The organism is Bifidobacterium sp. ESL0764 (assembly GCF_029395515.1).
Taxonomy (GTDB): Bacteria; Actinomycetota; Actinomycetes; order Actinomycetales; family Bifidobacteriaceae; genus Bifidobacterium.
This window is the reverse complement of the sequence record NZ_CP113919.1, coordinates 2,075,429-2,088,451: the sequence shown is the minus strand read 5'-3', so window position 1 is coordinate 2,088,451 and position 13,023 is coordinate 2,075,429. Positions and strand designations below refer to the sequence as shown.

Annotated in this window: 10 protein-coding genes, 1 tRNA gene and 2 pseudogenes; 8 read left to right on the top strand and 5 right to left on the bottom strand. The window is 59.3% G+C overall.

All coding sequences use genetic code 11. The features are described 5' to 3' along the window. Window positions 1–88 precede the first annotated feature (88 nt). From nrdF to OZX71_RS08105, 4 genes are all read right to left on the bottom strand, one after another. Window positions 89–1,108: a class 1b ribonucleoside-diphosphate reductase subunit beta gene (nrdF, locus tag OZX71_RS08120; RefSeq protein ID WP_277160695.1), complete on the bottom strand. Its 1,020-nt coding sequence runs from the start codon at window positions 1,106–1,108 to the stop codon at window positions 89–91. A gap of 531 nt (window positions 1,109–1,639) precedes the next feature. Continuing rightward, window positions 1,640–3,190: a GH32 C-terminal domain-containing protein gene (locus OZX71_RS08115; RefSeq protein ID WP_277159960.1), complete on the bottom strand. Its 1,551-nt coding sequence runs from the start codon at window positions 3,188–3,190 to the stop codon at window positions 1,640–1,642. A 227-nt stretch (window positions 3,191–3,417) separates the two neighbouring features. After that, window positions 3,418–4,776, bottom strand: coding sequence for an MFS transporter (locus OZX71_RS08110; RefSeq protein ID WP_277146081.1), 1,359 nt, complete (start codon window positions 4,774–4,776; stop codon window positions 3,418–3,420). 229 nt (window positions 4,777–5,005) lie between these two features. Further along, on the bottom strand, window positions 5,006–6,067 hold the full coding sequence (locus OZX71_RS08105) for a LacI family DNA-binding transcriptional regulator (protein WP_277159959.1): 1,062 nt from the start codon (window positions 6,065–6,067) through the stop codon (window positions 5,006–5,008). A 181-nt stretch (window positions 6,068–6,248) separates the two neighbouring features. Here OZX71_RS08105 and OZX71_RS08100 point away from each other — a divergent pair. The 6 genes and pseudogenes from OZX71_RS08100 to OZX71_RS08075 all read left to right on the top strand — a co-directional run. Further along, window positions 6,249–6,893: pseudogene (locus tag OZX71_RS08100) on the top strand (HNH endonuclease family protein); the annotation flags it as partial. Window positions 6,894–7,212: 319 nt separating this feature from the next. Continuing rightward, window positions 7,213–8,262, top strand: coding sequence for an NAD(P)-dependent alcohol dehydrogenase (locus tag OZX71_RS08095; protein WP_277159958.1), 1,050 nt, complete (start codon window positions 7,213–7,215; stop codon window positions 8,260–8,262). Between the two features lie 243 nt (window positions 8,263–8,505). Then, window positions 8,506–8,619, top strand: a pseudogene (locus OZX71_RS08090) (type II toxin-antitoxin system RelB/DinJ family antitoxin); the annotation flags it as partial. Window positions 8,620–8,765: 146 nt separating this feature from the next. Further along, window positions 8,766–9,110 (top strand): DUF1516 family protein, encoded by a 345-nt coding sequence (locus OZX71_RS08085; protein ID WP_277146085.1) that lies wholly within the window; start codon window positions 8,766–8,768, stop codon window positions 9,108–9,110. Between the two features lie 220 nt (window positions 9,111–9,330). Beyond that, window positions 9,331–9,708, top strand: a complete 378-nt coding sequence (locus OZX71_RS08080) for a DUF1516 family protein (protein ID WP_277159957.1) — start codon at window positions 9,331–9,333, stop codon at window positions 9,706–9,708. A gap of 96 nt (window positions 9,709–9,804) precedes the next feature. Next, window positions 9,805–9,877: transfer RNA gene (locus tag OZX71_RS08075), tRNA-Lys, on the top strand. An 83-nt stretch (window positions 9,878–9,960) separates the two neighbouring features. Here the strand turns inward: OZX71_RS08075 and OZX71_RS08070 are convergent. Continuing rightward, window positions 9,961–10,290 carry a metalloregulator ArsR/SmtB family transcription factor gene (locus OZX71_RS08070; protein WP_277159956.1) on the bottom strand — a complete coding sequence of 110 codons (330 nt, stop codon included), beginning with the start codon at window positions 10,288–10,290 and terminating at the stop codon, window positions 9,961–9,963. 77 nt (window positions 10,291–10,367) lie between these two features. Here OZX71_RS08070 and OZX71_RS08065 point away from each other — a divergent pair, with 77 nt between their 5' ends. Both OZX71_RS08065 and OZX71_RS08060 read left to right on the top strand, forming a co-directional pair. Further along, window positions 10,368–10,715 (top strand): carboxymuconolactone decarboxylase family protein, encoded by a 348-nt coding sequence (locus OZX71_RS08065; RefSeq protein WP_277159955.1) that lies wholly within the window; start codon window positions 10,368–10,370, stop codon window positions 10,713–10,715. 141 nt (window positions 10,716–10,856) lie between these two features. After that, window positions 10,857–12,899, top strand: a complete 2,043-nt coding sequence (locus tag OZX71_RS08060; RefSeq protein ID WP_277159954.1) for a C69 family dipeptidase — start codon at window positions 10,857–10,859, stop codon at window positions 12,897–12,899. The last annotated feature ends 124 nt before the right edge of the window (window positions 12,900–13,023 follow it).

The following is a 13,023-nucleotide window of genomic DNA, read 5'->3' as shown; positions in this document are numbered from 1 at the left end:
TCGGCAGATACGAAATCAAGAATGGCGGATTTCCGCCAATTCCTGATTTGTGTCTGTCGACCTTTGTGCGCTATGCGTGCTGTGAAGACTAAAAGTCCCAGTCCTCGTCGTCGGTGGCCTCGGCGTTGCCGATGACGTAGGAGGAGCCTGAGCCGGAGAAGAAGTCGTGGTTCTCGTCGGCCGAGGGGCTGAGCGCGGCGATGATCTCGGGGCTCACCTTGGTCTCGGCGGCGGAGAACTTGGCCTCGTAGCCGAGATTCATCAGCGTCTTGTTGGCGTTGTAGCGCACGAATGCCTGCACGTCGTCGATGAAGTCGAAGCCGGCGTAGACCTGGTCGGAGTACTTGACCTCGAGCTCGTAAAGCTGGTTCAAGAGATCGTCAGTGTACTTCTTGAGCATTTCCTGGTCGGCCGCGGTGCGGTGCTCGAGGTGGCGCTGGTACTTGTAGCCGGAATAATAGCCGTGGATGGCCTTGTCGCGCAGGATGAGGCGGATCATGTCCGCGGTGTTCATCAGCTTGGCGCGGCTGGAGAAGTAGAGCGGCAGGTAGAAGCCCGCGTACAGCAGCAGCGAGGAGAGCATGACCGCCGCGACCTTGCGCTTGAGCGGGTCCTCGGACTGGTACTGCTCCATGACGATGCGCACGCGCTCCTGCACGAGGTCGTTGCCCACGGCCCAACGGTAGGCTTCGTCGATCTGCTCGGAGGAGCAAAGGGTGGAGAAAATGGAGGAATAGGAGCGGGCGTGCACCGACTGCATGAAGGCGATATTGGTGTAGATGGCCTGCTCGTGCTCCGTGAGCGCGTCCGGAATCTGGACAAGCTCGCCGACGGTGGCCTGCTCGGTGTCGAGCGTGGTCAGCCCGGCGAAGACGCGGACCGTGGTGGTGCGCTCGTGCTCGGTCATGGAGCGCCAGGTCGGGATGTCGTTCGACAGTGGCACCTTCTCGGGCAGCCAGAAGTTGGCGATGAGGCGGTTCCACACCTCGAGGTCCTTGTCGTCCTGGATGTTGTTCCAGTTGACCGGGCGGATGCGCATGGACTTGGGGTCCGCACCCTTGGCGAAGGCCGTCGACCACTGCGGAGGCGTCAGCGAATCGGCCATCATCTTGTCATCGGCGAGTTTGACCTCGTATGTCATGAGTGTTCCTTCTTTTCGTGCCGTTCTGTATTGTTAAAGTTTCGCGGTATTCGCCTTGCGCCTGGGGCCGCCGCTCGCGAATACGTCTGGGAGGGTTCATTCTCCCGTATTCCGTTGACATTGAGCGGTCGGTTCCCGGCAGTGCAACACTACATCTAGTGGTTGGGCAATGCGATACCTCTATATATAGTAATCGGTCGCCCGTAGCTTCGCCCTACGGCACGCGGGCCAAAGCTGTGATGTAGCTAACAGAGACGAGCGTCGGTTGTCGGTTTTATGCCGGTTCAATGTCGATCCAATAATAAGGGCCGGCGAAAATCCTTAGGTAGCATTGGTGAAAATCGTAAGGTAGGATTTTGAAAAGTCGTTTGATGACGCTTTTTATAGTCGTCAAATGGAGCCGAAGAAACCGTCTGAACCGATACATTGAGCCTGTCGTCAACGTGAGTTGTTGATGACAGGCTCAATATTATATGGGATTTTGGCTATCGGTGCCGATTACTCGAGGCCGATGCTTTTGAGGTCGTGGACGGTGAGCCGGTCGACGGCGAGGACGCCGGATTCGGCGGAGAGCAAGACCCCCCGCTTGCCTTCGGACGGGTAGCTGTAGGAGCTGAGCACGTGCAGGCCGTCGTTGACGTAGACCTCGACCGAGCCGCGGTCGACGTAGACCCGCAGCTTCAGCCCGTCGGCGTTGAGTTCGGCGTCGGTGAGCTTGGCGGCGCGGTAGCCGCGGTCGCCGCGGGCCGCGGCCTGGCGGTCGACGACCACGGTGCCGGCCTGCGCGTCGTAGGCGACGTAGGTGTAGGAGCCGTCGGGGGTGGCGTGGACCTTGAGGCCCGCGCGCTCGGCGGTGGTGTCGTTGAGGTCGATGTCCAGCTCGATCTCCACGGCTTCGGCGTCCTCGTCGACCAGGGCCTCCTCGTTGGCCTCGATGGGGCGGGCGACGTGCTCGAAGGTGTTGATGCGCAGCTTGTCGATCTCGGGCACCGGTACGGTGTGCAGGTCGCCGTCGGCGCCGAGATAGCATTCGCGTGGCAGGGTCATCTGGCCGCACCAGCCGTCGGACTGCATCGGCGCACTTTCGCTGAACGGGCTCATCCAGCCGTACATGATGCGCCGGCCGTTCGCCTCGAACGACTGTGGCGCATAGTAATTCGCACCGGCGTCGAGCAGGCGGAACTCGGTCTCGGGCTTGAACGCCTCGCCGGGTGTCCAGGTGCCAATCATGTAGCCGGCGTTGTTCTCATTGCGATTCATGTAGCCGCGCGCCTTCGAGCCCATGGCGGAGAAGACGATGACCCACTTGGTGTTGCCGTCCTTGTCCTTCAGGGGGAAGAAGTCGGGGCACTCGAGCATGAAGACGTCCGGGTCCGGGTCATCGTAGAGCACGTTCTGGAAGGTCCAGTTGATCATGTCATCGCTGGTATAGGCCCAGATCTGGCCGCGGTGGTCGGCGGTGGAGACGCCGTGGATCAGGTGCCAGACGCCGTCCTGCTTCCAGACTTTCGGGTCGCGGAAGTGGGAATCGACGCGTTCGCGCGGGCAATCGATGACCATGCCGAGCTTGTTGAGTTTGGTGGCCTCGTCGTCCTCGGCTTCGGCGAGCATCTGGACCTGCCACTGGCCGTCGGCGTCGTCGCGCCCGTTGGTCCAGCGGTGGCCGGTGTAATAGAACTTGAGTTTGCCGTCGTCATCGATCACGGCTGAGCCGGAGAAGACGCCGTCCTTCTCCTGCTCGAGGCTGGGGGCCATCGCGATCGGCTCGCGACGCCAGGCGGCCATGTCGGCGCTGGAGACGTGGCCCCAGTGCATCGGCCCCCACTGGGTGCCGTAAGGGTGCAGCTGGTAATAGACGTGCCAACGGCCCTTGTAGTAGCACAGGCCGTTCGGGTCGTTGATCCAGCCGCCGTTCGAGGCGATGTGGTACTTCGGGTACCAGCGGTCCTCGCGCTCAAGAGCGAGCGTTTCGACGCCGGCCTCGGCTTTGGCGAGTTCCTCGCCGTGGTCGCGGATTGGGGTGTAAACAGGATATTCGGTAGTCATCATTGATGCCTTTCTTGTTGGTGTAGATGAAGTGTAACCGCGGATTTACGACATTGCCTACTCATGCAACGAGCAAATGCCGTGTTAGGTTGTATTGTATTGCAAATGTGACGCTACTTGGCTGGTCTGCGTCGCATCTGCAATGTTGGGTTGTGTCATATTGCGTTTGTGGCGCTGATCAGGTCGGTAGCGTCACAAACGCAATGAACAGCAGGGTTGGTGACGAAACGTCAGGCCGGGAGCTGGTCGCTGGCGGCCTCGGCCTGGATGGCCTCGCCTTGCGCCTCGGCGGCCTTGCGGTCCTTGATACGGATGAACGGATCGCCGCCCACCTGCTGGTCATCCTTCTTGATCACGAAGTACCCGTAGATCAAAGCGAGAAGGACGATGCCGGAGATGATGAAGAAGGTCGGGCGTGCGCCAACGCGGTCGCGCAGCAGGCCGAGCGGGTTGGACATGATGACCTGGCCCAGCTGAGAGGCGATCTGGAAGCCGACCATGTAAAGCGTCGCGGAAAGCTTCGTATCGTAATGCAAGGTGAAGTAACGGAAGGCGGGAAGGCTGAAGAGCGGGGTTTCGATGGCGTGGAACATCTTGACCACCGAGATCATCACCGGGTCGTGGAAGACGCCGCACAGGCCGATACGCAGGCACATCACCACAGCGCCGAGCAACAGCGAGTTGCGCACGCCGATGTGGTCCATGATCACTGGGACGATGCCCATCATCGCGGACTCGCAGAATACCTCGGCCGCGTTGAGCACGGAGTACCAATTGTTGCCCTGAGCCGTGGTGGCGAAGAGGCTGGTGTAGTAGTTCGGGAACATCTGCTGGTCGAAGACCGTGTAGAAGGTGTTGGTGAAGAACATGAAGATGATCAGCGCCCAGAGCGAGCCCATGCCGAGCACGGAGACCATTTCCTTGACGGTCGGGTTGGTCCGCGGTGCGTTCGGGTCGGCTTCCTTCCGCAGTTCCTCTTTCTGTTCCGCCGGGCGCCAGAAGGCGTAGACGCAGATCATGCCGAGGCCGAAGAGCGAGCCGAGCCAGAAGTTCAGGCGCATGTCGACGTTGAACAGCGGGCCGGCGATCAGCGCGACGACCGCGTAGCCGAAGGAACCCCAGGCGCGGGACTGGCCGTATTCGAAGCCGAAGTGACGGCTGTAGCGTTCGGTGAGTGCCTCGAAAAGCGAGCAGCCGGCCATGAAGCCAGCGGAGAGAACGATGGAACCGAGGAGCACGCCGATGTAGCGGGTGGTGCCGCCGGCTTTGAGCATCGGGGTGTACACGAACTGGGCGAACGGGCCGACGCAGGCCGCGATGCAGGAGACCACGACGACCAGGCGGCGCTTGATGCCGAGGTTGTCTTGCAGAACGCCGTAGACGAACATGATCACGAGCGTCACCGCGGAGTTGATGGAGTAGATGGTGCCCTGTTGCTGGGCGGTCATCCCGAGGCCCTTGGTCGGGTCGGTAAGCCACCGGGAGAAGAAGGACCACCAGATGCCCCACGAGCAGAAGAACATGAAGATACCGGTGGAACTCTCGAGATACGAGGGGTTCCGGTACGTTTTGGCGCCTTTGATTGCCATTTCGTCACCTTTCTTTTCGACATCGCTGCCGCGTGATGTCTTGTTTACTTCCGTCCTTGCCGAATTCTGCGGCATTGCCTTAGGCAAGAAACTGGTAAAAATATACGACGAGAAACGATTTACGTCAAATTGTAAATCGTTTCCGGCGTTTTCAACTAAATAGAAACCGTATATATGGATTATTTATAGATATCTGTCTAAATTGTTGCGCCGATGGGCGATTCGGCAGTTACGGCCGGGCGGTCCCGCGATTGATCACCGAACCACGTTCGAGCAGCGTGCAGCGGATGCGTACCGGGTTCGGTGCGTCGAGCGCCGGGATCGCGGCGACGGTTTTCCTGTTGCTGGTCGGATCCAAATCACGGCCTTCGATCATCGAGATCAGTTTGCGGGCGCCCCAATAGCCCATTTCGTAATGCGGCAATGCGATGGTGGTCGGCTGCGGCTCGAAGGTCTCCTTGATAATGCGGTTGTTGTCGATGCCGACCACGGAAATGTCGTGGCCGACTTCGAGTCCGTGCCCAGCGGCGCACTGGTATACGTACCAGGTGCGGGCGTCGTTGAAGCAGAAGAAGGCATCTGGGCGTTCGCGCTCGAACAGCTCGGAGACGGCCTTGAGCGCAACGCCGTTATTGCCTACGCTGATGCTGAGTTTGGGGTCGACGGCCAACCCGGCTTCTCTGAGGGCTTTTCTGTAGCCTTTCAGGCGCAGCGGTTCGGCGAGGAGATTTTCGTTGCAACCTATATAGGCTATGCGTTTGGCGCCGGATTTGATGAGGTATGTGGTGGCGTCGTAGCCCATGGCGACTTCGTCGGGAACGATGTACGGTACGCTTCCGTCCGATGACGTCGCGTCGATGAGGACGGTGTGTTCGTGTGAAAGCGATTTGGGAACGGCTGACACTCTGTCATACATTTTGGCATACAGATAGCCGTCCACACCGTAGCGTTTGAGCGCGGCTATTTCACTGGTTTCGCTGGCCTCGCCGTCCGTATTGACCAGAAGCATCATGTATCCCAGCTCGCTTGCGGCGTCCTGCGCTCCCAGAATCATCTCGCCGGCGTACGGGGTGGTGGCGATTTCCTCGCTGATGAAACCGATGGTGTGGGTGCGGCTGGTGCGTAGGGAGCGGGCGAGGGGATTGGGGCGATAGCCCATTTTCTTCGCCGTTTTGCGGATATGTTCGGCAAGCTCCTTCTTGACGTGTCCGTTTTCGCGGTGGTTCAGTGCCATCGAGACGGCGGTCACCGACGCTCCGGCCTCTTTGGCTACCTCTTTGATCGTGGTCATGATTTGTATAATAACGGTCGCCCATGATGCCGGAACGGTTGCGCAAAGTTCTGTATATTCGTGGTGAATATTAAATAGATATAGAATGACGGAAATGAATCGGCGGGAAATGAAGAAAGTAAATCAGGTATATAAAACGAATAAATCAGCGAAGGCCGTTTGGGGCGATTTGCTTGCGGTGATGGTGACGCTCGCGCTCGCGGTGAGCGTCGCTCCCGGCTCGGCGCTCGCCGATACGGTCTCGACTGCGGACGGGCAGCTGGCTACGGCGGTGCTCGATACGTTGCCGGTCAAGGGGCGCGCGCCGAAAACCGGATACAAGCGTACGCAATTCGGGCGTGCCTGGGCCGACGTGGACCGCAACGGCTGCGACACCCGCAACGACATTCTGGGGCGCGACCTTACCGGCAAGAAATTCAAGGCAGGGACCCGCGATTGCAAGGTGATGTCGGGCACGCTCGCCGACCCGTACACCGGCAAGACCATCTATTTCAAGCAGGGCAGGAAGACCTCGGCCAGGGTGCAGATCGACCACGTCGTCGCGCTTTCCAACGCTTGGCAGACCGGGGCGCAGAAGATCGGCGCCGGGCAGCGCAGGCAGATGGCCAACGACCCGTACAACCTGCTGGCCGTCGACGGGCCGAGCAACCAGCAGAAAAGCGACGGCGACGCGGCGACTTGGCTGCCGAAGAAAAAGTCGTACCGTTGCTCGTACGTTTCGCGGCAGATTGGCGTGAAGCACAAGTATGGCCTGTGGGTCACCAAGGCCGAAAAGGCCGCGATGCAGCGCGTGCTTGCCACCTGTCCGACGCAGACGGTGCCGACTGACAGCGGTCCGTTTGCGCGTGCCGCTGCGGCGTCAAAGGTTTTACCGTGATTATTGATACACTTACTATGCTTTTGTATGGATAGTGCGGTTTTCGGCGTGATGTGAGATTGTATACATCTTGACAAACGTTGATATTCCAACGATTTGACGTTTGCTAAACGTATGTCGGGAATGTATAATTCTATACATCGATTCAGCTCCGATGAAGGGGCAGGAACGATATGATAGCGATGTTTAAACGATTCCGGTTCAATGCTTTTGCAAAGCCGCTGGTCGTTTATTCTTGCGTCATCTCACCGATATGAAAGGAACAGCTATGAAAGCCGTTGTGTTTAAAGCGTATAAGACATTCCCGTCGCTCGAGGAAGTCGAAAAGCCGACCCCAGGGCCGGGCGAGGTGCTGCTGAAGGTCGCCGGCGCTGGCTGCTGCCATTCCGACGTTTCCGTCTTCCGTGACTATGACGAGGTCACCGGTGCGCAGACCAAGCCGTCGTTCATCCTCGGCCATGAGACCTCCGGCTGGGTCGAAGAGGTCGGCACCGGCGTCACCGGCTTCAACAAGGGCGATGCCTACCTGGTCTACGGCCCCACCGGCTGCGGCCACTGCAAGCGCTGCGTTGCCGGCGAAGAGAACTACTGCGAGAACATGGCCACCAACAAGTCGCTGGCCATCGGTCTCGGACGCGACGGCGGCATGGCCGAATACATGGTCGTTCCCGCGCGCAACCTCGTGCCGCTGGGCGACGCCGACCCGATCGCCGCGGCTCCGCTCGCCGACGCCGCGCTGACTCCGTACCACGCCATCAAGGCTGCGCTGCCTCACCTGCAGGGCGGCGGCAAGTACGCGCTGGTCATCGGCCTCGGCGGCCTGGGCCAGATCACCATCCAGATTCTGAAGGCCATCACCGGCGCCACCATCATCGCCACCGACATGAAGCCGGAAGCCATGGCCAAGGCCGAGGAGAAGGGCGCCATCACCGTCAAGGGCGATGAGCATGAGGTCGAGAACATCCGCAAGATCACCGGAGGCCGTGGTGTTGACGCCGCCTTCGATTTCGTGGGCATCGCGCCGACCATCGCTGCTGCGCAGGCCGCTTCCGCCATCGATTCTCGCGTGACCATCGTGGGCATCGCCGGCGGCAAGGCTTCCTACGATTGGTACAGCAACCCGTGGCAGCAGGAACTCACCAGCGTCTACTGGGGCTCCATGCCCGAGCTGCACGAGGTCGCCGCGCTCTATCGCGAGGGCCTGATCACCCCCGAGGTCGAGACCTACTCGATGGACAACGCGCTCGACGCCTACCACAAGCTGGTCGACGGCAAGCTCTCCAAGCGTGCCGTCGTGGTGCCTCACATGGGTGAGTGAGCGACAGCGAAAGCAAATATTGTGAGTTAATCGGTCCTGACTGGATTTGATTGAGCGGGTGACGATGCGTTTGTACGAATGTATCGCCACCCGTTTTCGTAGTGTATGCGCGAAACGTAAAAAATGATTAATCGTAAAGCGAGATGTGCTTTTACAGAACTGTTAATATCCGGTAAAGGGGCCACTATGGAAATGAACACCGAAATACAGGTTGAGACTGACCGGTAGCTCAGGGATGAGGCTTCGGAAATTCTGGAATCCATGGGACTTGATTTGGCTACAGCCGTCAATATGTTGCTTAAGCAGATTGTCAATACCCGAAGCCTTCCTTTTAAGCTCAAAGCACCTGAAATGTGATACCAAAGTCTGGCATAGATTCATTTGTTAAGCGGAATGCGCCGGTGGCGAGCGATGTTGATAGTGCGGGTGATAGCTTATATATTGGGTGTAGCGGTACTGATGATTTTTCTTAAAAGTTGGGGGCAGACATGCTTTGGTCTTGGATGCATTTGGTTGTGGGCGTTGTACTGATCGTCGCGGTGGCCGTGGGGCTGCTGGGGCCGGCTAGGATGACGAAGATTTGGGCGATGATCGCTCGCGTCTGCTATATCCTCATTATTCTGAGCGGAGTCTTTCTGATTGTGCACGCCTGGCCGCATATCACCGTGCTGCTGGTGGTCAAGATCATCCTTGCGGTCGCGCTGATCGCGCTGGCGGAAATCGGGTTTGCGAAGAAAAGCAAGGATACGGCATCGGCTGTGGCCATCTGGGTGCCGATTGCGCTGGTCGTTGTGGTCATGGTGGTCGGCCTCATCGTCTCCCACGGTTTCCCGCTGGTTATGCTGTAAAGAGCGTGTGCGGTTTTTCTTGTGATTAAGGCGGGGCTCCATCAGTTGGGGTCTCGCCTTTGTGCGTCTAGTTGCCATTCTGTTTTTGAGACAGATTTAGTGAAAATGTATCGAAAAACTTGATAATGAACGGGCTTGGGGAATAATCTCGTCTATGTGACACGTTGCGTAACGGCAGCAGCGTGGGCGGTAAGAGACGAGAGACGGAAGCGGGTTCATCATGGTTGTTTGGCATTGGATGCATATTGTCGCTGGCGTATTGGTGCTGCTCGCGCTGGTGGTCGGTGTGCTTGGGCCGGTTGGCATGGTCGAGGGCTGGGCGACGGTGGCGCGGGTTTGCTACGTCGTGCTGATGGTGAGTGCCGTGCCGACGCTCGTGCACGCGTGGCGAGCCAACTGGCCGATGACCATCGTCAAGATCGTCGCGGCGATCGGGCTCATCGGAATGTGCGAGGTCGCTTTCGCGCATCGGCTTCGTGGCGCTGCGCCGCTGCAGACGCTGTGGATGCCGCTGGTATTCGGCGTGCTGGTATTCGTGCTTGGCCTGTGGCTCGCGCGTGGCAAGCATCGCGGCACCGGTAAGCCGTCACGTCGCTAGCTGTTGCCGATTTATGGCGCAATCGGCTAGCCCGTATTTGCGACACGCAAAATATGATACGCAAATCGAGAAGTGACTGTATAATGAAGTTTTGTTGCCCCTCTGGCTCAATGGTTAGAGCAGCGTCCTTTTAAGTCGTGGGTTGTGGGTTCGAGTCCCACGGGGGGCACGAGCAAGGTATCGTCGTAAAGGCGGTGCCTTTTTTGTTTTAGCGTCGCGAGATTTTAGCCGCTGACTCGCTTTCCGGAGTGGTCAAGCGCTGTGTTTGTTGAAATTGCCGAGCACGGCGTCGAGCAGTCCGGGGAAGGCCGTGTCGAATTCCGGGCGACGGAGACGGGCGCTCTGTTGGACGCCGTGATGGTCGCGCCAGACCAGGCCGGATTCGCGGAGCACCTTGAAATGGTGGGAGGCTGCTGTTTTGGTGATGCCCAGCGCGCGGTAGATATCGCCGCAATGCATCTCGCCGTTGGTGTCGAGCAGCGCGACGATGCGCAGCCGAAGCGGGTCGCTCAGGGCGAACATCGCCTGCGGTAGGGTGACGTCTTTCGGGTCGGTATGCAGCTGGTCTTTCATGATTTCCATGATACGATAATCATATTGGTTCAATAAACGTTGAACTAAATGAATGATGAATGTTTTGCAGATTAAAGAGGTCAGCAATGATTGATAAAGCCATCAACCAGGAAACGGATCGTTTTGTCGCCGCACGCGACGCGTATAAGGAGGCGAGCCCGCAGGTGGTCGGCGACTTCCTCGCCATGAAAAGCGACGCGTTGAAACCGGGCGCGCTTGACGGCAAGACCAAGGCGCTGATCGCCGTGCTGATGGGTGTGGCGCGTGGCAGCGAACGATGCATCATGACGCACGTACGTGCCGCAGCCGATGCGGGCGTGACTCGTGATGAACTTATCGAAGGGCTCAATATGGCCATCGTTTTCGGTGGCGCCCCTCAATACGGCTATGCCAGCTATGCTCTGAGTGCGTATGACACGTATGTAGCTCGGTGAACTGGCAGATAGAGATTCCGGAAGTTGGCGCGGTGAAGCGACAAATGCGTTTTGTGCAGATGGGGGGGCTACGCTGTTGCTCCTTCACGTTATGTATGACAATCAATAGGGCTCATAGCAACCGGGTCGTAGACTGGGGCCATGCCTTGCACAACGTTACTTGTAGGAAAAAATGCCAGTTACGACGGATCCACGCTCATTGCGCGCAATGACGACAGCGGCGGCGGGCGTTACGACCCGAAGCGGTTCGTAGCCGTGGCTCCGGCCGACCAGCCACGCCATTACCGCAGCGTGCTCAGCCACGTCGAAATCGACCTGCCCGACGATCCGTGCGCTTACGTCATGGCACCCAACGCCTTGCGTAACCGAGGCATCCTCGCCGAAGCAGGTGTGAGCGAGCGCAACGTGGCGATGAGCGCCACCGAGACCATCGCCGTCAACGAACGCGTGCTTGGCGCCGATCCGATGGTCGAGTTGCACACGGTTCCTGCCGATGGTGGCGGTGTGGCTTCCGAAGGTTCCGACGACGGTTCTGGGGCAAACCCTCACGGTGTTAGTGGGACTGAATCCGCGCCTTCCGTCGACGCGTTGTGGGCATCGCTCGGTGAGCCCGAGCCTTATGATTCCAAGCTTGCCGATGACATCGCCAACCAAGGTCTGGACCTGTATCTTGACCACGGCGGCAAGAGTCGGTTGCGGCACGACGGGTTTGCCGAAAGTGAGAGCGTGGGCGGGAAACTTGCTGAACGTCGGTCTGCCGACGGCAAGTCCGTAGATGCGGGACAGGCCGTGGTCGGTAAAGATGACAATGCCCATCGAACTGGTGCTGTCAGTGTCTCTGCGTCTGCTTCGACGTCGCCCATCGCCTCGGCTCGCAGCGTGGCATCTTCGTCTCATATCGCTGAAGCCGTTGCCGGAGCCCGCCGTGAGATTCCCGGCGGTATCGGCGAGGAAGACATCATCACGTTGGTGCTGCCCTACGTCCGTTCCGCACGCGAAGGTGTCAAACGTTTGGGCGGGTTGCTCGAACGTTACGGCACCTACGAGGCCAACGGCGTGAGTATTTCCGACGGCGACGAGGTGTGGTACCTCGAATCCATCGGCGGCCACCATTGGATTGCCCGTCGCGTGCCCGACGATTGCTATGCCGCCATCCCCAACCAGCTCGGCCTCGACCATTTCGACCTCGTGGAAGCGCTCGCCGAACCGAAGCCGGGCGAGGCGGATACCCGCGATTATCTCTGCTCGGCCGACCTGCGTGAGTTCATCGAGGCCAACCACCTCGACCGCAGCATGGACAGCTCCGAGGAGCATTGGCACCATCTTAACCCGCGCAAGCTTTTCGGCACCTCGACGTTCCGCGACCACATCTACAACACCCCGCGCGCCTGGTACATGCAGCGTTGCCTCAACCCCAGCGAGGACTGGGATTCGCCAGCCGCCCGCTATACGCCGATTTCCGACGACATCCCGTGGGCGCGCCGACCGGAAAGCAAGATCAGCATCGAGGACGTGAGCGTCGTGCTGAGTTCGCATTATCAGGACACCCCGTACGATCCGTATGGTCACGCGGGCACGCCGGCGACGCGCCACAGCTTCCGTCCGATCGGCATCAGCCGCACCGGCCATCTGGCGATCATGCAGATCCGCGGTTATCTGCCCGCCGAGGCCGCGAGCTACCGGTCCGTGATGTGGCTGGCGTTCGGCTCGCAGCCCACAACCGCCAACGCGCCCTTCTATACCAACGTTTCGTGCACGCCCGCGTATCTGCGTGACACCAGCGGCGAGGTCTCCACCTCCACGCTCTACTGGACCAACCGCCTCATCGCGGCGCTCGCCGATGCGCACTTCGACCTGACCGGCAGCGCCGTCGAGGCGTTCCGCGAGGACATCTTCTCGCACGGCCATCGTTTTGTCGCCGAGGCCGATGCGCGGCTTTTGCAGGCGGTGCGAAAGACTGCGGCAAAGCCGGTTGATGGCCAAGAAGCGCAAGCCGCTGAGCAGGCGCAATCGGTACTGGGCGAACGGCAGACGGATGCTGCGCGTCCAATCATGCAGGCCGCGAACCAGCGCATGGCCGACTATCTCGAGGCACGCAACAAGCAGTTGCTCGACAAGGTGCTCTACATTTCCAGCGAGCACATGCACAACGCCTTCGCCCTTTCGGACCGCCCGCAGCAATAATTGTTGGCAGGCAACAGTCGGAGGTAACGTAAAAGGCGATAAGCCGTGGCGCGAAGGGAGACTTCGGCCGGCTTATCGCCTTTTACGCAATTCGTATTAGTGCGGTTTCAGCGCCAACGGATAA